At 66.8% G+C, this 19,795-nt stretch carries 18 protein-coding genes, 1 other RNA gene and 3 pseudogenes; 8 read left to right on the forward strand and 14 right to left on the reverse strand.

Going from position 1 to position 19,795, the window contains the following annotated elements; translation table 11 throughout:
- Positions 1–83: 83 nt before the first annotated feature.
- The 3 genes from AB0959_RS39370 to AB0959_RS39380 all read right to left on the reverse strand — a co-directional run bounded on the left by AB0959_RS39370 (position 84) and on the right by AB0959_RS39380 (position 2,954).
- The gene (locus AB0959_RS39370; RefSeq protein ID WP_366831591.1) at positions 84–1,232 is read right to left on the reverse strand and encodes a 2-deoxy-scyllo-inosose synthase; all 1,149 of its coding nucleotides are present in this window, start codon (positions 1,230–1,232) and stop codon (positions 84–86) included.
- Positions 1,233–1,907: 675 nt separating this feature from the next.
- The gene (locus AB0959_RS39375) at positions 1,908–2,108 is read right to left on the reverse strand and encodes an SH3 domain-containing protein (protein ID WP_366831592.1); all 201 of its coding nucleotides are present in this window, start codon (positions 2,106–2,108) and stop codon (positions 1,908–1,910) included.
- 501 nt (positions 2,109–2,609) lie between these two features.
- The gene (locus AB0959_RS39380; RefSeq protein WP_366831593.1) at positions 2,610–2,954 is read right to left on the reverse strand and encodes an SH3 domain-containing protein; all 345 of its coding nucleotides are present in this window, start codon (positions 2,952–2,954) and stop codon (positions 2,610–2,612) included.
- 314 nt (positions 2,955–3,268) lie between these two features.
- On the opposite strand from AB0959_RS39380, the gene rnpB reads away from it, so the two are divergent.
- An RNA gene (gene rnpB, locus AB0959_RS39385) (RNase P RNA component class A) lies at positions 3,269–3,666 on the forward strand.
- Positions 3,667–3,732: 66 nt separating this feature from the next.
- Here the strand turns inward: rnpB and AB0959_RS39390 are convergent.
- The 4 genes from AB0959_RS39390 to AB0959_RS39405 all read right to left on the reverse strand — a co-directional run bounded on the left by AB0959_RS39390 (position 3,733) and on the right by AB0959_RS39405 (position 6,636).
- Entirely contained in the window at positions 3,733–4,272 is a 540-nt protein-coding gene (locus AB0959_RS39390) for a hypothetical protein (protein WP_366831594.1), read from the reverse strand.
- Between the two features lie 21 nt (positions 4,273–4,293).
- Positions 4,294–4,650, reverse strand: a complete 357-nt coding sequence (locus AB0959_RS39395; protein ID WP_366831595.1) for a hypothetical protein — start codon at positions 4,648–4,650, stop codon at positions 4,294–4,296.
- 106 nt (positions 4,651–4,756) lie between these two features.
- Positions 4,757–5,596, reverse strand: a complete 840-nt coding sequence (locus AB0959_RS39400) for an IclR family transcriptional regulator C-terminal domain-containing protein (protein WP_366831596.1) — start codon at positions 5,594–5,596, stop codon at positions 4,757–4,759.
- 143 nt (positions 5,597–5,739) lie between these two features.
- Entirely contained in the window at positions 5,740–6,636 is an 897-nt protein-coding gene (locus tag AB0959_RS39405; RefSeq protein WP_366831597.1) for a zinc-binding dehydrogenase, read from the reverse strand.
- A gap of 766 nt (positions 6,637–7,402) precedes the next feature.
- Between AB0959_RS39405 and AB0959_RS39410 the strand changes: the two genes are divergently transcribed.
- Positions 7,403–7,537: a hypothetical protein gene (locus AB0959_RS39410; protein ID WP_366831598.1), complete on the forward strand. Its 135-nt coding sequence runs from the start codon at positions 7,403–7,405 to the stop codon at positions 7,535–7,537.
- A gap of 34 nt (positions 7,538–7,571) precedes the next feature.
- Here AB0959_RS39410 and AB0959_RS39415 read toward each other — a convergent pair whose 3' ends face one another.
- Positions 7,572–8,330 carry a hypothetical protein gene (locus tag AB0959_RS39415; RefSeq protein ID WP_366831599.1) on the reverse strand — a complete coding sequence of 253 codons (759 nt, stop codon included), beginning with the start codon at positions 8,328–8,330 and terminating at the stop codon, positions 7,572–7,574.
- A 563-nt stretch (positions 8,331–8,893) separates the two neighbouring features.
- On the opposite strand from AB0959_RS39415, the gene AB0959_RS39420 reads away from it, so the two are divergent.
- The 4 genes and pseudogenes from AB0959_RS39420 to AB0959_RS39435 all read left to right on the forward strand — a co-directional run.
- Entirely contained in the window at positions 8,894–9,253 is a 360-nt protein-coding gene (locus AB0959_RS39420; protein WP_366831600.1) for a hypothetical protein, read from the forward strand.
- A gap of 667 nt (positions 9,254–9,920) precedes the next feature.
- Positions 9,921–10,553: an MFS transporter gene (locus tag AB0959_RS39425; protein WP_366831601.1), complete on the forward strand. Its 633-nt coding sequence runs from the start codon at positions 9,921–9,923 to the stop codon at positions 10,551–10,553.
- Between the two features lie 57 nt (positions 10,554–10,610).
- Positions 10,611–10,867 (forward strand): annotated as a pseudogene (locus AB0959_RS39430) (IS256 family transposase); the annotation flags it as partial.
- A pseudogene (locus tag AB0959_RS39435) lies at positions 10,865–11,056 on the forward strand (hypothetical protein); the annotation flags it as partial. The pseudogenes AB0959_RS39430 and AB0959_RS39435, both read left to right, overlap by 3 nt.
- 103 nt (positions 11,057–11,159) lie before the next feature.
- On the opposite strand, the gene AB0959_RS39440 reads toward AB0959_RS39435, so the two are convergent.
- Genes AB0959_RS39440 through AB0959_RS39450 form a run of 3 tightly spaced genes read right to left on the reverse strand, consistent with a single transcriptional unit; the run spans position 11,160 to position 14,238 of the window.
- On the reverse strand, positions 11,160–12,560 hold the full coding sequence (locus tag AB0959_RS39440; RefSeq protein WP_366831602.1) for a helix-turn-helix domain-containing protein: 1,401 nt from the start codon (positions 12,558–12,560) through the stop codon (positions 11,160–11,162).
- Between the two features lie 41 nt (positions 12,561–12,601).
- The gene (locus tag AB0959_RS39445) at positions 12,602–13,396 is read right to left on the reverse strand and encodes an SAM-dependent methyltransferase (protein WP_366831603.1); all 795 of its coding nucleotides are present in this window, start codon (positions 13,394–13,396) and stop codon (positions 12,602–12,604) included.
- Positions 13,393–14,238 carry a helix-turn-helix transcriptional regulator gene (locus tag AB0959_RS39450; RefSeq protein ID WP_366831604.1) on the reverse strand — a complete coding sequence of 282 codons (846 nt, stop codon included), beginning with the start codon at positions 14,236–14,238 and terminating at the stop codon, positions 13,393–13,395. The genes AB0959_RS39445 and AB0959_RS39450 overlap by 4 nt, the downstream gene beginning before the upstream one ends.
- A gap of 1,236 nt (positions 14,239–15,474) precedes the next feature.
- Between AB0959_RS39450 and AB0959_RS39455 the strand changes: the two genes are divergently transcribed.
- Positions 15,475–15,879 (forward strand): HAD family hydrolase, encoded by a 405-nt coding sequence (locus AB0959_RS39455; RefSeq protein ID WP_366831605.1) that lies wholly within the window; start codon positions 15,475–15,477, stop codon positions 15,877–15,879.
- A gap of 548 nt (positions 15,880–16,427) precedes the next feature.
- Here the strand turns inward: AB0959_RS39455 and AB0959_RS39460 are convergent.
- Positions 16,428–17,291, reverse strand: coding sequence for a transposase (locus AB0959_RS39460; protein ID WP_366831606.1), 864 nt, complete (start codon positions 17,289–17,291; stop codon positions 16,428–16,430).
- On the opposite strand from AB0959_RS39460, the gene AB0959_RS39465 reads away from it, so the two are divergent.
- On the forward strand, positions 17,274–17,417 hold the full coding sequence (locus tag AB0959_RS39465) for a hypothetical protein (RefSeq protein WP_366831607.1): 144 nt from the start codon (positions 17,274–17,276) through the stop codon (positions 17,415–17,417). The two genes, AB0959_RS39460 and AB0959_RS39465, sit on opposite strands and share 18 nt — an antisense overlap.
- Positions 17,418–17,781: 364 nt before the next feature.
- On the opposite strand, the gene AB0959_RS39470 is transcribed toward AB0959_RS39465, so the two are convergent.
- Positions 17,782–19,239 (reverse strand): MFS transporter, encoded by a 1,458-nt coding sequence (locus AB0959_RS39470; protein ID WP_366831608.1) that lies wholly within the window; start codon positions 19,237–19,239, stop codon positions 17,782–17,784.
- A gap of 476 nt (positions 19,240–19,715) precedes the next feature.
- A pseudogene (locus AB0959_RS39475) lies at positions 19,716–19,795 on the reverse strand (DUF5324 family protein); the annotation flags it as partial.

Below are 19,795 nucleotides of genomic sequence, written 5' to 3' on the forward strand. Positions count from 1 at the left end.
CCACGGTGGACGACAGTTGGTAGGAAACGGCGCGGGTGGCCGGGCACACCGGCAGGCAGCCGACCTGCCGGTACGGGCCCCGGCTACGCCGCAGTGGTCTCGGCGGCCGGGCCCGCGCCCGGCGCGGTCGTCTCGTCGACGACCTCCTCCAGCAGTGCCAGCGGGACGGGCACGAGTGGTAGCACGCCCGTGTGCAGTACTTGGCCGGGCGCCTTCAGCAGCACCATCGGGGTGTGGCGGGGCCGGGTGTCGAGGTAGCCGCGTTTGTTGTCGTACGCGATCCGCTCCTTCACCAGCGTGATGTCGGCGTCGGCGGGGACCGCTGGATGTACACCGGCTGCGGCAACCAGTTCACGGTGCAGGCTGACCAGGTCCGTCTGTGCGTGGCCCAGGCGGCGGGAGACCTCGGCGGCAACGATCATGCCGACGGCCACGCCCGCGCCGTGTGCGACCGCGCCGCGCGAAGCGTGCTCGATGGCGTGCCCCGTGGTGTGGCCGTATTCCAGCACCAGCCCGGAGCGCCGCTCGTGCATGTCGGCTGCGGTGACCAGGGCTTTGGCGGCCAGGCTCTCGAAGATGATCCACTGAAGGGTTTCGTCGTCGTAGGCAGCGTCGGCACGCAGCGAGCCCCCGAGCCGGTCAAGCATGGAGGGCCGGATGGCGAGAGCGTTCTTGATGACCTCCCCCATGCCGCTGCGAACCTCGCGGGCCGGTAGCGTGCGCAGCATCGCTGTGTCCGCGAGGACCTCGACGGGGGCGTGAAAGGTTCCGATCATGTTCTTGCCGGTGGTGGCATTGACGGCTTGCTTCAGTGACAGGACCGAGTCGAGCATGGCCAGCACGGTGGTGGGCACGTGGACGAGGCGGACGCCGCGGAACAGCAGCGCTGCCAGGAGTCCGGCGATGTTGCCGGTAACGCCGCCGCCGAGCGCGAGAACGACTGCACGGCGGTCGATGCCCTGCTCCAAGGCCTGGTGGGCGAGCGCTTCGACGGTGGAGAGGCTTTTGTGCGGCTCGCCAACCTTGTGGATGAGCAGGTGGGCCGGTGCGACCTGCTTGTCGATACGGGCGGTCAGGTCGTGGCCGTAGAGTCCGGCTACCGTGGTGTCCGCCACAACCAGGTAACTGCTGGCATCGTGTGAGGCGAGTCGCGCGAGGATGTCCTCGGTGCAGTCGGTTCCGAGGCGGTAGCCGAACGCTACGTTTTCCATCGCTATGAGCGTGAATTCCATGCTTTCCGGTTCCTCCGGCAGTTTGAAGACCTGGCGTGTGGCGTGGTGCTGTTCTCGGTGTGGGGGACGTGGGTCGGACGACCGGCGAGGCCTTGAACGGGCACGAGCCCTTGCCGTCGTTGTTCCGGCCGGACTAGCGCGCCGGTCCTCGACGCCGATGTCATCTGTGAGGCTGAGGTGAACTGAGCGTTCTCGCGGTGTTTGACGCCATGTCGTCCGCCGGTGGGCTCACGGCCGTGTCACTTTCCTAGCTCCGGCGTAAGGGCGCGAGCCGCTGACTTGGGCGTTCTCGGAACGTGCCATCCGTGTGACACGGAGGCTGAAGAAGAGGCACAGAGCTTGAGACCTACGGTTCTTGTTGGTTCCGCGTCGGACTACCCGCTGGAATCGCTTGACCAGCAGGTCTCGTGGTCGTCCCCCTCGGAGCCCACTTCCTCCCGCGGTGCTGCACCTGGCTCGGCAGGGCTCGCTTCACCTTCGGATTCCCATCTCCGTGTCCTGTTTGGCTACGCGGTGGACATCGCCGACGGGAAATGGACACGGGATCCGGGATCCCATCTCGTGTACATTCAGGGGTCGGGCGCCGAGGCCAGGTTCCTGAGCTGCATGTCGGTTTCATACTTCCGAACGCCGGCGGTTATCGGCGGGGCGGCGCTACCCGCACCATGGCCCGGCCTACCTCACCCTGAGATAGGCCCCGTACACCCATCCCCACGTGCCTGCGTGGGCCCCGCTGAGGACCTTGCCGTAGAACCACTTGTGGTTGTTCTTGCTGCAAGACGGGTCGAAGCGGGTTCCCTTCTTCAGGAGCCCCTTGGAGTAGTAGGACGTTGACGGCCCGTTGCGGAGATTGACGAGGGTCGTGGCCTTGGACACGGGAGTGTATCCGGGGTGGGAGTCGCAAGCCGATGAACCGACCGCGGATGCGGGCGACGCGGCGACGACGGCTCCACCGAATATCAACGTGGAAGAGACGGTCAGGGCCGAAGCACGCGATTTCAACTTCATGGCCAAGTTCCTTACGTGAGTGGTTCCAGGTGGTTCAGGACGAAGACCGGCTTGTTTATCCGGTCACGGTGAGTGCGCTGCTGCTGCCGAGCTCGTGATCGCTGCGTGATTTCGGACTAGGCGTATTCACGCCTCGGGCCCCGCGGGCCCTGGCACGCAGTAGCCGCCGCACTCTGCAGCCGAGACCGAGCCCCTTGCTGCCCCCAGCCCCTCTCGGCGAACCTGTGCCGACACCGGTGGGAGGGCAGCACGGACGCCGTGATCGGGGGGGACTCCCGAGTGCCGTGTCGGATCCGGCACCGCCCCGAAATTGGGATCGGGATTCCGACACACGGCCGCGGAAACTACATCTCGTCTTCCTCGCGTCGCTCAGCCGGCCAGCTGGTAGAGCATGTCGCTGCGGATCCAACCGGTGACCCCCTTGGCCAGGCCCCCCTTCGAACGCTTGGTCAACTTGGTGTAATACCAGTTCCCCTCGCCGCAGTAGACGCGCAGGCGGTCGCCGTCGTAGAGCCGTCCCTTCGCCGTGTAGCCGGTGCTCGGGCCGGTCCTGTAGTTGACGCCGTCTCCGTCCACCGTCCCGGTGAAGTCGGTCAGGTTGTACGTGCACTTGGGGGAACTGGCCGCGGATGCGGTCGGCGCCAGCGCTATCGCGCCCCCGGCGAGGAGCGCGGTGGACAGGGTCATGGCGGCGGTTCGGCGGAGCACAGTCATGGGCGAGGACTCCCTCTTTTGATGCGTACGACCTCAGGTCGCGCGAGACGACCAGTCATCAACAGGTGTTTATATTAGGTCGCCGCTCGTTCGAAGGGATGGGATTCCTGTGAGTTAGGTCTATCAACATGTGTGCATGCATGTGACGTCGTGGAGGCTGCAACCCTGGAGGCAGGCATTGAAGGGCGCCGCGTCGGCGTCTCGGGGGACGGCCACGATCGCGCGCTTCTGTGACGCTCAGCCACACAGCCATGCAAGCGGCACGAATGGCGCAGGCCAGCGGTTGAGTCCTCTAACTTGGTCAGCGCGGCAGACGAGCCGAGTGGACGGCCGCGTCGGGCCAATGCGTCCCGCCGAGGAACGTCCGGACTCCGCAGCGCAGGGTGGTGGCTAACGGTCACCCGGGGTGACCCGCGGGACGGTGCCACAGAAAACAGACCGCCGGGGATCTTGGTCCTCGGTAAGGGCGAAACGGTGGTGTAAGAGACCACCGGTGCCCAGGGGACCTGGGCAGCTAGGTAAACCCCACCCGGAGCAAGGTCAAGAGGGGACACTCCGGTGTCCCTGCGCGGACGTTCGAGGGCTGCCCGCCCGAGTCCGCAGGTAGACCGCACGAGGCCGACGGCAACGTCGATCCTAGATGGATGGCCGTCTGCCAGGCCGCCGCGAGGCGACTGGGCGACAGAATCCGGCGTACAGCTCGACTCGTCTGCCGCTCCTTACGTGTGGACGCTACCCATGTCCATGATCCTTGCCAGGGCATGGGCGAGGACATGCACTATCGCTGATGCCGCGGGCCCGCCGAGGTTGGACGAGGCTGTAACCTCTGGTCTTCCTGGGCTCGCCTGCTTCGCTCCTCAGCGCGCCGCCCGCGGCCTTGAGGAGCGGGGCGTGCCGGCTGGACTGTGCGCTCTCCGGCTACCTCAGGGCGAGCGAGCCTGGAGACGGCTCGCTCATAGGCTTCAGCCTGGTAGCGCGGGCCGACCGCGAGGACCTGTAGTCGTGGCCGCCGGTCGCGATCTGCGGGGTCAGGCAGGGGGTCGAGGAATCGATACACGATGCGATAGCGCGGGGCCTGGCGGTTGAGCCGCTTCCCTTCGTCATACTCCTGCTCGTCGAAGTACAGCTTCCAGCAGTCCCTCAGTTCCATCGGCCAAGCGTCGGACATGCGTTCCAAGCGGGTGCCCTTGGCTTCACCGCTGGTCAGCTGCGCGATGCGGATAAGCGCCAGCTTCTGTAACTGGAGGCTCTTCAGTTGCAGGATGTCAGCGCCGACCTGCGGTAGGTGGTCTCCGCGGAAGGGGTCGGACGCCGCCATGAGTTCTCCGTCCTGCTGTCATCAGTCCTCACGCGCGGACGCGCCGCCGGCTTGGAGGAGATCGTCGGCGTGGTCAGGCTGCGCCTCGGCGACCAACCGGGCCAGAGCCGCGGTGTCCAGCCCCGCTCCAGGAGCGGGGGCATCGGCCACACGATTCGCTGCGAGATCACTGATGTCGAGGTCCTCGGCACGTTCCAATTCCCGGCAAAGGCTCATGAAAAGGTCGTAGGGCAGGATGACGGCCTCCGGCTCGCCCCCTTCCCGCTCGCCGACCAGCAGGGGGAGGGCTCGCTCGCCGCCTTCACGGAACCCCGCCAGGACCGTCCGGAGAGTGGCGGCAACCCTGGCGGCGGAGTGAACTTCCTGGTGCTCGCTCATGTGTTTCACCCTAGCGACGGGCGATGCCGGTCGGCGCTTCGTTTTCTGCCGCCAGCCCATCCGGCTCTTCCTGCACGTACGCCCCTTGCGCTGAGATGGGCTCTCGTCACGATCCGAGCATCATGGCCATGGGCTCCGATAGGTGGCTCAATTTGGCGCTCAGCTTGGAAGCCGCTGTTTTGGTGGCCTCGATCACCGATTCCGGCGCCTCAGGCATGACCGTGGCGGGCTTGAGCAGGAGGACAGCTCCCATGATCGCCTCACCCCAGACGATGGGGGCCGCGCATGAATTCCACAGGGGCATGCACTCTTCGTAGCCGAGGGCGTAACCGCGGTCGCGGACCTCTTCGAGCGAGGCGAGGAGCTCCTTGTCGTCACGGTAGACGCCCGGGCCAGCTTCGGCCGGAATCGGTTCGGCCAGAACCAGTTCCTGGAGGGGCGCAGGGAGGTAGGCGAGGATGGTCCGGCCGCTGGCTCCGGTGCGGAGCGAGCGAGTGATGGACAGGATGTCGAGGGCGGTCATCCCGAGTTCCACCAGGTCCGAATCACCCACGGCCATGTCTATGCACTGACGCTGGGCGCCCCCGAAGGGGGCCATCATGTACTGGAAGATCAGGCCGCCGCCGGTCGCCTCACGCAGCTCTTCCAGGATGGCGTGCGTGCTTTCGTCCTTGGCCGGGGCGTGGGCGAGCGCGTGCATGCCGACATGCGCAGCGGTAACACCGAGTCGGTACTTGCCGTGGCCAACGCGCTCGAAAAAGCCGCTATAAACGCCGGACTGCAGGATGCGGGAGGTAGTGGAGTCGTCCAGGCTGGCCGCCTTGGCTATCTCACCTGTGCCGTGCACCTCGCCTCCAAGCTGAGCGAAGGCCTTCTGGACGCGGATGAATCGGTCGACGAGCCGTGATCCCGTCTCTGAGGTGTTCGAGATTTCGTTGCCGGTCATGCAGCCGCTACCTCCCGCCGGGTGGGCCCCTCCCCGCCGGAGAGCGGCCCACCAAGTCCCTTATATGGATGACTAGTTGAACGAGTCTCGCGTCGCACTCTCGTTCCAGCCGAGGGTAACCTGACGGTAACTTGAGATTCTGACTACCCGGCGGTATCCAGACAGAGCTTCCCGGTGTGCGTGCGAGCGGCCAGAGCAGCGTGGGCAGCACCTGCCTCGCTCAACGGATAGACCTGGCCGAGGACCGGGCGCAGCGAGCCGGTGCGCACGGCGTCGAACAGAGCGTTCATGCTGGTGGGCAGGGCGTTCCGATCGCCGTACAACAACGGCAGCCAGAATCCAGAGACGGTGATCGAGCGCTCCATCAGGACCTTGGTCGACACGTCCGTCGTCTCGCCCGACGCATATCCGTACACGGCAAGCCGTCCGCGGGGGGCTAGGGCGGCGACGATTGAGTCGAAGGTCGTTCCGCCGGTCATCTCCAGCGCGACCTGGACCGCGCCGCCCGCCACCTCCTTGATCTCCTCGGTAAGGTTCTCGCTGGTGGAGTCGACAACGGCGTCCGCGCCGAGGTCTTCGGCGAGTTGGCGCTTCTCCTTGGTGCTCGCCAATGCGATCACCTTCGCTCCCATGCCCTTGGCCAACTGGACGGCTATGGAGCCCAAACCGCCCGCGGCGGCCGGAATCACCACGGTCTGACCCTCCTGGACACCGGCGACGGTGTGGAGCAGGTGGTAGGCCGAGTTGCCCTGGAGGCACAGTGCCAGAGCCTGCTCATCGCTCACGTCGTCGGGCACTTCCCAGGAAGTTCGGCGGTGGACGTGGGCCTGCTCGGCGTAGCCGCCGCCCTGGGTGAGCCCGACGAAGCGCTTGCCTTCCGCCGTGCGGCCGACCACTTCGTTGCCGGGAATGTAGGGCAGCGTCACCGGGGCGAGATAGGTGTCTCCCCGTACGTGCATGTCCGCGTAGTTCACCCCTGCACGACTCACCTGCAACAGGTGATGGGCGCCCCGCGGTTCAAGGTTCGGGACCTCGACCACCTGTAGCACCTCCGGGCCACCGAACTGGTCCATCCTGATGGCGCGCACGTTTCTCCCTGCGGTTGTGGGTCTGGGTATGCCTTCCTCGCCAGGCTATTCGATGGAGTTGCCGCCTCCGCAAAGGGCTCGCAAATCCCCTTCGCTTCTCATGTGGTGAGAAATGAAACCGCATTATCACCACATGACATGTGTTCTAAAGGCCCGTTTCTCACTACGTGAGAAACGCAGCATCGTAGGCGACTCTCTGTGTTTCGTCGTTGACGTAGACATATTTGCAAGGGTAGGAATCGAGACGCGGGGAGGGTGATCCTCCGCATCGGCTGGGATCCGGTGCCGTGACCGGCAGCTGACCTCCAGCCGAGCGAGGTTTCGCCCAGCACTGGCAGGGAGAAGAGACGCGTGTACTTATCGGGGAAGAGCCGCAGTCGCGCTGCACAGAAGGTGAACAAAATAGACCGCGGGGGCGATAGCAATGACGGTGCCGGGCGGGAGCCGGCAGGGAAAACGGAACGGAGTACTGGAGGGGGATCCGCAAGGTGCGGAATCCTCCCTGGATAGTTCTCACGAATTCGCAGACCTTGCCGGAAATGGTGAGGTCCGTCGTAAAGGCAAACAGGGTGACGGCCTCGTTAAGGGCGGCGGGGAGAGTGGGCGCGATGCTCCGAGCGGGGTATGGCTCTCCGCTAAGGACGGAACCGTACTCTTCCATCCGGTCTCCGCAGGCACGGAGGGGCTCCAACACTGGTCGGCGCCGGAGGTCAGCTCCGTGGAAGAAGCGGACGAGATGACACTCGATGCAGCATGCCGGCTGATGCCTCTGCTTCCGCGTGAACTGATCGCGGAGTACCTTGAGTTGGGCCCGTATCGCGATGGCGACGACGGTTCTTACTTCGATGTCTGAGTGCGGGGCCGTCCCTCCGGGAACGGCCTAACTCCTACGCCTTACCGCTTTCCAGGCGCCCGAGCTGCGCGATCATCGACAGGACGGCTTCCCTGCTCGACGGCAGCAATTCGCGGCACTGCCGCGCGATCTCGCACACGCCCTCGCCCTGGAGCGCTTGGAGAACGTCGGGCTGGCCAAGGACGCGGGTGGCCGAAGCGATCTGCTCGTCATTGAGCCCAGCTGCCGCTTCGATAATGCCAACCGTACGGGGGAGAGTGTCGAGCAGTGAGGGGTTGCCGACGAGGCTGCTGAGGGCCTCACGCTGCTCGGGCGTCAAGGCGGTCACCTGCAGGGCGATGTCCCGGACGTCTGTGTCACGCAGAATGTCGAGTGTCTGTAGCCGCCCGAGGAGGTCCGTGATCGTCTCCTGGCTGGCGTCACCTTCCATGTTCTGCAGCCGGATCTGCGTGATACCCAGGCGGCGTAGCTCCTTCAGGAGAGCCAGTTGCGCCTGCGTGTCGTCCTCGAAGGCCACCTCGTCGTCGACGAAGTAGGAGATGCGCCGGTTGAAGAACGCCTTGAAGGCCTTCAGGTGCTTCAGGGTTACGTTGGTTCCCGGCTTGCCGGTTCCCAGCTCCCAGAGGTACGCGCCCGAGACTGCGACTCCGGTCTCGTCGGAGATCTGCTTTGCCAGCGCTTCCCAGGACGGCGGCTTCCCGCCTTTGGGCGCGCGTGCTTCACGGAGCCTTGACAGTTTCTCCGCGAGCGTGCGCGGCGGCTCGCTGGCGCCGTCACCGCCGGTTCCTGGCATCGTCGGCCCCTCCCCCTTCCCCCTGTGTGGCTTGATCATTATGCGGGAGATGCGCGAACCCTGTCGCCACCCACGCACGTGAATATCACTTCGCAGGCAGGTGGCGTCAAGCACCCTTGCGGTGCAGCTCCGCGCCTGCAGATAGGTCCAGTCCACTCATGCTGATCCTGCTTCCTATGAGCCTCTCACAAGGTGAGAAGCCGTGGGCTGACCTTGCCCTTTCCTCTACGGGTGTTTATTTGAATCTAGCACATATAGGGCTAATGCATAGCTCGCGCATCCGGCGCCGAGGGGCCTGGGTGGCGGGGTGTCCTCGCGTCCCGCGCGCCCGGCCGCTGGGTGCTCCCGCGTCTCGTTCCTGCAAATCTCTTCATGTGTTTATGAGAGGGGGTCGACCTGCCGGGGGTTGACGGCTATGGTCGCGACCTGTCATCTACGCGCGTTTATGGATGCGAGCTGAGGTGCCCGCATGCCGCCAATCGCCATGCGAGCGGGGCTGTGGCGTGCTCTGAGGACGACTCCTCATCCATGAATGCCGCCCGAGCAGCAGTGAGGGGACCACCTTGATAGTCCTGAACCGTCGCAGGATCGCGGCAGGAGCAGTCGGCCTCGCGCTCGCCGGTGGGGCCCTGGCCGCTGCGCCACCAGCGCAGGCCTACGACACCGGGACCATGAAGGTGTCGCGCAACGCCGTGAAGTTCCACAAGAACCCGAGCAAGGGCAGCACGGTCGTCGGCATCGGATACAAGGGCGACAAGGTCCGGGTCGACTTGTTCGCATACAAGGTCAAGGAGAAGACCCGGTACTCGCGCGGGACCGTGACACGTCGCTCGGACGGCAAGCGCGTGCGCGGGTACGCGATCTACTACTGCGTCAACCCCTACGAGGTCCCCCCGCCCCCGGCTTACCCAAAGCGCCCGTAGACCACCCGTGGCGCCGCCCGCCCAGATCGGTGCACCGCTGGGCGTGGACTGGACCCGCCGGCCGCACAGACCAGTCGAGGACCCCACCCCCCGTAAGGTCCTCGACTCCCTAGAGGGGCGCCACTGCAGGCTGCGGTGGCGCCCCTCTGCCGTCCAGCTCATTGCCTGGCCTCGACCTCGCGGTACCCGGCGCCCGTTATGCGCCCGTCGAGCCGAACCGCGGACGGCCCCACCAAACCAGTACAGCCGCTGAGCAGCTTCGTTCCCCCTTTCGGAGAGATCCGTGGACATCCTTCGACACCGGCGCACCACTCGCTTGATGGCCTTCTCACGACTCCGGCAGCGGCGGCCCCAGCTCTTTCGCGAACTGCCCGGCGTCCCCCTGCAGGCGCTGTCCGATCACCGGGAGCAGGTGCCGTCAGCGAGTGGAGTGTCGGGATCCCCAGGGGGTCGCCTGTGCAGTGCCCGGCTGCGGTGACCGCCCCGGACCTGCAGTCGGGATTCCCGGCAGTCAGTCGCCTGTGCGCGACCTGGCCGAAGCCGATCACCGAGGTGAGCTGGGGGTCTCCGCTCCAACGCCCCTTGTTCCTGAGGGAGTTCAACCGCGTGCGAGTTCCGCTCGCGACGACGGGAGCTGACCGGCCGCCCCATTCCGGTTCCCGCCCCGGTGCCGAGAGGCGCCGCAGCCCTTCGGCTCCAGGAGTTTCCGTGCTCGCCACAGCCTCATCCCCCCCAGACACTGAACGCCCCACCCCTGTCCCCGGCGCCGAAGCGGTGGCCACCGGTCATCTGGGCGCTGCTCATCGGGACGTTCGCCGTGCGTGCCCCAGGATTCGTCTACCCGTACTTGCCCTACCGCCTGGATGAACTGCACCTGGACACGGTGGCTGCGAGCACTGTCCTGGCGCTCTGGGGCGCCGGCTGGTTCACCGGCCAACTGCTGTGCGGCTGGCTGGCCGACCGGATCGGCCGCCGGACTACCCTCGCGAGCGCCATGACGGTGGCCGCGGCGGGCTTCCCCCTCCTCGCCGCACCCCGAAGCCCTCGGAATCCCGGCTGCCGTCTCCGGTCTCGTCTACGACGCGCCACGCCCGATCGTGTCTGCCCTCGTCGCCGACACCGTCCCGGACGAACCGGGTCGCGCACGCATCACCGGCTGGCGGCACTTCGCCGTCAACCTGGGCGCCGCCACCACCGGGCTTGTCGGCGGAGCCCTCGTGTGCGGAGCAATGCTCAAGATCTTGGATCGGACTCGGGAGGGGTGCCTCGCGGAACGCGAAGGGCGTACCTTCCTGAGTGATCGACTTCTGGTCATCGAGTAGGCCCGCGTTGCAGCGCGGGTCGGGAAGGCACGCCCGTGCTGAGCGTAGTCAACGAGGACGGGCACCACCCAGAGCGGCTCCCTGATAGACGACAACGTCCGTGAGGGTGCCCGTCGGATGCTCGCTGCGGCCCTGGAAGCCGAAGTCAACCAGTACATAGCCGAGTTGGCTGGCGCGCGGGACGAGGCCGGTCGCCGTCTGGTGGTCCGCAACGGCCACCACCGCCGCCGGGTCGATTGCGGTGAAGGCGCCGCGGGTGAACGACACGCGGGTCGATGCCGAGACGGGCGAGACCCGCACCCTGGCGGCATGGGCAGACGGACGCCCGTTCGTCTGGGTCGACGACGAGATTACCGACGCCGATCGGGACTGGGTGTCCACCCACCACCCCGCCCCGGCCCTCCTCCACCGCATCGCCTCGTCCCGCGGCCTCACTGCCGAAGACTTCGCAGTCCTCGATCAATGGCTGCGGGCCACTTGAGGCTCTTCGCAGTGATCCACGAATTGACAATTGCTTGCCCACTGGTCGAACTCGTCGGCCGGCTCCGGCTGCTGGTCCCGGGCGGCCTATCGCAGCAATCTTTTCAGGGCTGTTGTCCCCGATATGTTCTGCCTCCTCGCCGCGGCAACCGAGCCGGGGTGTCCTCGGGTTTCGCGATCGTCTCGGCGGCCAGGTGGAGTTCCGCCCGCACTGTCGCGGACGACAGGTCGAGGGACAGTGCCCCGCCGCACTTACTCAGCCAGTCGGTGAGCGTACTCCGGCTCAGGCCTAGCTCGGAGGCAGCGGGTGCCGTGCGGCCACGGCGTTGGAGCCAACATCGAAGGGCGATACGCAGCGGCTTGTCCAGAGGTCTGAGGAGGGTGGAGGCCCAGCGGTGGGCGTCGTCGGGGCCGAGCAGATCGGTGGGCAGAGGGGGGTCGGGGCCAAGACGTGCGGATGTGCTGACTCGTTGGGAAGGAGCCGGGGCTCGCAAAGCGAGCAGGAGTTGTGCCTGCACGGTGGGGTTGTCCAGTTCGGCGGCCAGGAGAGTGCCGATCCAGCGCAGGCGTGCCCGAACCGTGCCTTCGGACACGTCGAGCACTGCTGCGGCGGCCTGAGCGGACCCCGACCGCAGGTATGCCTCCAGCGTCCGGTGCTGCTCGCGGTTGAGGGGCTTGAGGATTGCAGCGGACCAAAGGGCGAGTCGATCGGCGGGTACGACGCGGAGCAGCCCGTGCGACCCCAGGAAGGTCGCGGACGCCAGGCAGCCGGACGTTGCGCCGTGCCGCGCGGTGCCTGCCTCGGCCCACGCCGTGGCGACCATGTCCAGCGGCAACGGGTCTGAGACGCCGCCGGCCAGTTGATGTCGGTCTGCGATGCGCGCGACGACGGGGCGTGCCACGTGGCGGTCATGGTCGAGGCCGTGGAGCGCGACGACCACCAACTCGTTTCCCTCCATACACACCAGCATGCGGGGGGCTTTGGGAGACACGCTGGGCTGCGCTGCTCGCCAATGAGCCTGGTAGGCGGCATGCACCAACTGACCGGCCAGCCGGAACACCGTGGCGTGGGTGGCAGCGGTGCCCAGCACGTCGGTTGCCAGGTGAGACTGGCCGCTCAGCAGGAGATGCAAAACGGCGGTGTGCAGTCTCTGCTCAGCGTGGTGGGTTTCCTCCTCCCGACGGACCCGCGCCCGCATCCTGAGCAGATCGACGCAGGTCCGCGCGATCAGGTCGATGCGGGATGCGGGCGATGCCGTGCCGGGACCGACCACGAGGACGGCACCCGCCATCTTGCGGATCGTCAGGTGCGGGTAGAGCTGGGGGTGCGCGGCGGCACGCACCCCCTCAGGTCCGGCGGTGTCTGGGGTGCTGCAGACGACGCCGCCCATGAGGTCCGCCAGGACCGCCCAGCCCTCGGCCAGGACTGCGGCTTCGGCAATCAGCTGGGCGTCCGAGTGGGCCGCTGCACGGGTGAGCCGTCGCACCACCTGGTGCCGGGTCACCGTCACAGGTAGGGAAGGCGTGGGCCCCGCACTGCCCGTCGTCATAGGATCCGCGCCACCCCGCCCCAGCCCGCACGGTCGGTGAGAGCACCGGTGTTCGCGTCGGGGCGCCAGCGCGGCCAGCTCGTAAACCCGGGTTCGACCAGTTCGGTGCCCTCGAAGAGCTCGACGGCCACCGACGGCTCACGGAAGATGTAGGGAATCGCACCGGAGCTGTTGTACTCGTCCTGCACCGCTTGGTGTTCCTTGTCCGCGGCTGTGGAGTGGCTCAGTGACAGGTAGCTGCCCGAGGGAAGCTGCTCGACCAGCCGGCGCACAAGACCCCGGGCTTCTTCCCAGTCCACGATGTGGCCCAGGACATCGTTGATGACCAGAGCGATTGGCTTGGTCATGTCCAGCGTCTTGGCCGCACCCGTTAAGACGGCGTCCGTGTCCCGCATGTCCGCCTGCACATAGGCGGTGGCGCCCTCGGGGGTGCTGGTGAGCAGCGCATGGACGTGCAGCAGCACGATCGGGTCGTGGTCTATGTAGACCACTCGGCAGTCGGGCGAGACCCGCTGTGCGACTTCATGGGTGTTGTTGCTGGTCGGCAGCCCGGCACCCAGGTCGATGAACTGCCGGATCCCTGCCTTGGCGAGGAAGGCGGTGGTGCGACGAAGGAAGTCTCGCGATTCCCCGGCGAACGGGACAATGTTGGGGTACTTCCTGCTGTAGGCGTCGCCGGCGGCTTGGTCGGCGGGGTAGTGGTCTTTTCCGCCCAGCCAGTAGTTCCAGACGCGCGCACTGTGCGCGACGGACGTGTCGATCGGCTGATGCGGGCGGGTCGGTTCGGTCATGCCAGTACCGCTTTCGATTCGTCGGGATGGGGTGCGATGACGCAGGTGTGGTCCATCAACAAGTGATACGCCGACACCGCGTGCAGGCTGTTCAGGACGTCAGCTGTTCCGCGAAGATCTCCTTCACGGACTACGTGGTCGGGGATCTCCTCCACGTCGACCCGGTACAGGGTCACGGTCGGCATGCCGGTCATGGGGTGGCAACGACCGTCCAGAGGGTGAATCTGCAAGGTCACATCGGGGCGCTCGACGACTGCCCTCAGTGCCTGCCGCTGCTCGGCCATCACATCCTCGTCGCCTACGGACGTATGCAGCGCCGCGGCGGACATGATGGCCCAGATGCGCGTGTTCTGGTCACGCAACCGCTTCTGGCGTTCCATGAGCAGCTCAGTGCGCCGGTCCTTGTCCGCAGGGGACAGGTCAGGCCTGCGGACGTTGTCGACGGCGCGAGCATAGGACGGTGTACGCAGCAGGGCAGGAACAAGTGCCGGCTCCCACACGCGGATGATCCGGGCCGCGGATTCCACGCTCATGAGGTCCAGCTGCCATGAGTCCATGACAGACCGCCACGGATGCCACCACCCCGGGAGGTTGGCAACCGCGAGCTGCCCGAGGAACGCCTCGATTTCGGCCGTGCCCGCACCGTACGCCGTGAGCAGGGCATGGACCTGACCCTCATCCAGGGATGTCTCGGCCTGCTCGATGCGGCGGACGGTTGCGGTATGAGCCCCCAGTGCACTGGCGGCCTCGCCTCGGGACATCCCTGCCGCCTCACGCAACGTCTTGAGCCGGGTGGCCAGAACCAGGTGCGCGACAGTCCTGCCAGACCTCTCGCGAGCCACAGAATCCCCTTCCGGCACTTTCTACAACCTGCTGCTAATGCAAACTCTGTACCTTGCAATCTTCGCTCACAACCCTTTGAGTATGTCTAACCCGCTTCAGCCAGCGCGCAGTTGCCGGTGACGGGAAGCCGCGAGATCGCGGCTGGCCGCCGAAGGGGGCTCCGTTCACGTACGCGCCGTCGCCATGGGGATCGGGAGGACGAATGGACAGGCGTGATCTGAGGAAAGACGCCGCCGGATCAGGTTCGGCGGCTATGCGTGCCACGCGGCTCAGCAGCCACAGCCACGTCCGCACGACGTAACACGCACAGAGGTGGCCGCTCCCAGAGGGAACGGCCATCTGGTGACTCATCCGAGTCAGGCACACCAGGCACGAACCCATCCATCACTGGGGTGCTCCGGTCGGCGTGTTCGCGGCACGCTGCCCGGGCTCAGGACAGACCGGCTCGTGCACAGGTTTGAGACGTCCTGTGCCATCCGGCCGGATTCCGATTCTGAGCCCCGGAGTGCCCTGCCCTCACAGAAGGCATCTGACATGCAACCTGCATTCTTATGTTTTGCGGGCAGGCAATCCCCCGCACGCCGCTCCCGGCATTACACGCCGCACCCCGGCCCAGCTTTCCGGCCGCCGCAACAGCCCCCGAAGAGGTCATCGACCGAGGCCCGGTGGCTGCTGGTCAAGCTGCCGCGCTCGTCCGCGTCGACCTCGGCCTGGCTGACCCACAGCTGCCCTGCGGTCTCGGTCATCGAGTCCCTGGCGACCTGGCCGACCGGGAGATCACCGCTCCGGCACCGCCGAACGACCTCAGCCTTGAACTCCGTCGTGAACGAACGGCGAGGCCGAGGCTTCTTTATCCCGTGCTCACCATGACGCACGTCCTTCCGGGGCAGAACCCCCGATCTCAGACGTTCGCCAAAGCGGATCAAGCCCGCCCTTCATCTGATCACGAGAGGAAGCCGCGTCCCGTGCCACGGAACTTCAACCGGCCACACCTGGTGTGGGGATGGAGAGGCACGCTCGCCGACGACGCTGGGCGCCAGGTCAGCGCAGCGAATGCAGCCCTGGCATCTCTGGGCGCGCAGCCGGTCGATCTCGACACTGTCCGACGTCACTTCGCCACATCGGTCCCTGCCCTGTGTTCCGCCGTTCTCGGTCGCGCTCTGACCGATGGGGAGCGGATCCGGGCGAGCGTGGCGTTCGAGACTTGCTACTCCCGACGACCGCCAGCCCAGCTCATGCCTGGAGCCGAGGACCTCCTTGCGAGGCTGATCCGCAGCGGTTGCAGCCATTCCGTGCTGTCACTGAGCGCCCACAACGGGTTGACCCAGCGCATCTTCGGCCTGGGCGTCGCTCCCCTGTTCCTGCGGGTCGACGGACGCACAGGCCCGACCGCCAGGAGCAAGAAGCAGCCCCTTGCGAAGCACGTGGAGATGCTGCGACAGAGCATCGGGGGCCGGCCGATCGTTCTCATCGGCGACGCCGTTGATGACGTCCGCGCTGCGCTCGCCAATCACGTCCACCCCGTGCCGTACGCCGGCGGCCTGACGCACCCCGACGTCCTCCGCCGCAGCGGCGTACCTGTCGCCGAGACCCTCGCCGAGGCAGCGGCGCTGGCGGTGGCTCACGCCCACACGGCGTGAGCCGGACCATGCAGGACTGCACCGAGCACGCAGCAGGCCCGAGCACTTCACCAGAGGGTGAGTGGGTGGCCTGCTTCCTCGGCGGCCTGGATGCGGTGCTCAATCTGCTCGGCGGACTCACCCGCGCAGAGCCCTGCACGAATCGCCTCAGCAATGGCTCGTGTCCGCCCAGCAGCCCCGCGTGTATCCGCAAGCGGACTGCGGGGATTGCCCCGGCGCAGCGACCACTCCACGCGGTTCTCCGCTGCTGTCCCGAGCCGAAGATGGGCAGGATTGGTACAGCCGTGGAAATCGCACGTATGACACACGACCGGGTCCTCGGCACCGGTCCATCCAGTTCGGCTATCACTCCATGAGCGAGCTGGTAGGCGAACAGATGAGCCGGCATGGTTCCGCGCCGGGACGGCCCAGGAAGGCTCGCCGCGCGGAAAGATCCGTGGCCCGTTGAACTTACGGCTCCGCCTGTCGGTAACGGCTGAATCGTGGTTCTGGATCACTTTCCGTGCCAGGGCCACGGAGGGTCACCGAAACCGCGATCATGAACGGCCTCATGCCGCGAGGAGGACGCGCTTGCGCAGGAGGTCGAAGTTGGCGCGGCCGAACATCTGCCGTTTCAGCATCTTGATCCTGTTGTTGTGGCCCTCGACGGCGCCGGAGCTGTAGCGCATGCTCAGGCCGGCGACGACAGCGTCGAGGTCCTGGCCGAGACCGGCAGTGAAAGTGTGAAGGGACGGGACGTCGTCGGCCTGGACAGCTTCGATCCACTGGCCGAGGCGGTGTCCGTTGCGGTTGTTCATCAACTCAGCGAATGACCGGACGTGTTGGGCGGCCTGATCGAGTTCCGGGCAGCGGGAGAGGACCGTCTTGAGCTGCTGTGTCCTGTCCTCGTCGAGGTGGTCGGGGTGCCGGGTGAGCCAGCTGGTGACGTCCCGGACCGACGGAGGTCTGCGCGGGGGGTCTGCCTGGGGGAAGGCTTCGCGTAGTTGGTGGACATAGCGCCGGACGACGGTGAGGCCGCCCCGGTAGCCGCGCTCGCGCAGTTCCTCGAACAGCCGGGTGGCGTTGGTGCAGCCCTCCTGCCACCGCTGGTGGACGTGGGGTTTGTAGGGGTCGAGGATGCTGGTGCGGCCCTGACCTCGATACGGTCGCGAAGAGCTGCGAGATCTCCGTGGGCGTGCTGGCGGGATTCGACCTCTGCCGTGATGTGGACCGTTGCGCAGGCGCTGTCCCAGACGTCGACGGACGTACGCGAGTGCGCGCGCCTGTCCAGAGCGCATCGCGATGTTCTGCGTGTGCCTGCCGCCCTCGTGATCCGGGTGCATGAGCAGGTGTGTCAACTGGTCGACGGTGCCCCCGGCGCGGGCGACGTGACAGGCGATGGCCGCGGTGATCCGGTGACCGTGCTCGGCCATGCCCTGCCGATCTACGCGATGGACGACCCGTCCGCCGTGATCGAGCTTGCTGTAGCTCCCCGCCGCGTAACGGCCCGTGAGGTCTCCGAGAAGAACCAGATCAGCTCCGACCCGGGGGGAGGCTAGCGAGTCCCTGCAGGGAGGCTTGGGTGCCTGTGACTGCCTCTGGTTGGGAGTTTGCTGGACGTGAAGCCTTCTGCGAGTGGTGCGGAGAGGGTGCGTCGTATGGCATTCTGGGGTCGTCTCGCAAAGACATGGACGCCACCTAGGCCCGCAAAAACCACGGGTGGTGTCCGGAACCGACCTCCAATCGGTGCCAGCGAAGCCTCCAGGATGGCCGTCCTGGGGGCTTTCGTATGCCTGGCTCCGGTGGAGGCAGGCATCCCCATCGCGGCTGCGGCGTCCGTAGGGTACGTCTGCGGGCAGTGCCCAGGGCCCCGGGGCTCCCGCCGCGCACTGCGCGGCGGGAGCCCCGGGTCGATCACAGCGATCAGGCGGCCTGGCCGACATCGGCGTCGTCGAGCCGTTCGGCCTTCGGGACCAGGGCCACGAGCAGTGCGCCGAGGGCGCAGCAGCCGATGACCAGCCAAAGCCCGTTAGTGAAGCCCTTGTCGAGGTAGAACTGGGTGCCCTTCAGGACCATTCCGTGCTGCGCCATGACCACGTAGGCCAGCTGGGAGACGACGATCTGGGCCACGCCCTGGACGAGGGTCTGCGCGCCGTTGGCCAGGGCCTGTTCTTCGGGGCTGACCACTTCGATGACCATGATGGGTACGACGGCGACGACCATGCCGGTTCCGAGTCCCGCGATCACGCCCCAGGAGATGATCTGGCCGGCGGTGTGGTGGTACTGCGTGGCGATGCCGTAGCCGAGGATGGCGAGTGCGGCGCCGGCGGCCAGGAGAATGCGGCTGTCCATGCGGCGGGCGAGCGCGCCGGTGCCGACGGCACCCACGATGATCATGGCGCTGATCGGGCTGGTGACGATGGCGTTGTGTGTGCCGGACCAGCCCAGTCCGTCGGAGACGTGAGGGATCTTCGGCATCAGGATGAGCAGTTGGACCACGACGCCGACGGCACTGAGCGAACCGGCGATCACCGAGGCGGCCAGCAGGGCGGACCACACCGTGCGGCGTCGTGTCATGGTCAGGGGGAACAGCGGTTCGGCGACCCGACGCTCGACGAGCAGGAAGGCGATGAGCGCGATCACAGCGCCGATGACGAATCCGGTGAACCTGCCGCTGGTCCAGCCCCAGTGCGGCCCCTGGCCCACGGCGTAGATGATGAGGGTGACGCCCCCGCCGAGGAGGAGTCCGCCGGCCCAGTCCATCCGGCCGCCCCGCTCGCGGACCGGGCTCTCCGGGACGAGGGCCAGCACCAGCACGAAGCTCACGGCCGTGCTGACCACCATGAACCAGAGAATGCCGCGGAAACCGTGGCTGTCGAGGAGCCAGCCGGACAGGAAGGGCCCGCCGAAGGCGACGAGACCCACGCCGCCGGCCATGATGCCGTTGGCGAGTCCGACCCAGCGGCGGGGGAAGACGTCGCGGGTGATGGCGTAGGAGAGCGGAGTGGCTGCCGTGTAGAGGCCGGCGATGCCGCGCCCGATCAGCAGGGTGCGGTAGTCGGTGGCCATGGCGGCGACGAGGTCTCCGACCAGGCCGAAGCCGGTGGCGACGAGCAGGGCACGCTTCTTGCCGAAGAGAGCCGCACCCTTGACCACGAAGGGCAGGAAGAAGGTTCCCGTCAGCAGGGTCATCAGGGTGAACCAGGCGATCTGGGTGGTCTGGAAGTGGATCGCGATCGCGGCCTGCGTGGTGCCGGACAGCGCGGCGACGAGCGACACCAGCTGAACCGTCCACAACAGGGCGGCGACGATGAGCCCGTTGTGCGGCGCGGAGCGGGATCGCTCCGGCGTCTGCGCCGGTGTGATCTGTGTCTGGATCATGGATGGGCCTTCCGTGGGTGAGCGGAGGTCCAGGGAGCGGCTCTGGTCCAGACGGCCTGAAGGACGTCCGGCGCAGGATCGATCCCTGCGGATGCTGCCGTTCCGAGCGGGCGCGGACCGGGAAGGGAGAGCGGCTCGGCTGCGGCCTTTCGTTTCTTGAATCAGGGCGCCCTGTGACAGGTACCGCGCGGAGCGGGCCTGGTGGCGGGTTCCGGCCGGGTGGCCCGGGTGTGGGGAGCCGGAGGCCGGGTGCGGGAACGGCGGTCGGGGGCACCGTCCCGCTGATCCTCATTGAACATGCGGGTCTCTCCTGGCAGCAGCGATGCGGCTGCCGGTAAAGTAGACCTATCGGTCGGTACAATCAATGGCCTGGTCAGAAAACGTGTTGCGCAGCCGGTGGAAGTCAGCGGCGGGGCGCCCCCGACCACCGTTGTGAACTGCTGGTTCACCGGTGCTGAGATCGGAAAGTGCACCGGAGAATAGTGCACGGCCTTGTCCTTGGCTGTGTCCGCGTAGGGCGCCACCACGTCCGCGGCGTGCCGCACGCTTCCCTTCG

The sequence above is a fragment of the Streptomyces sp. NPDC046862 genome (assembly GCF_040704615.1).
Taxonomy (GTDB): domain Bacteria; phylum Actinomycetota; class Actinomycetes; order Streptomycetales; family Streptomycetaceae; genus Streptomyces.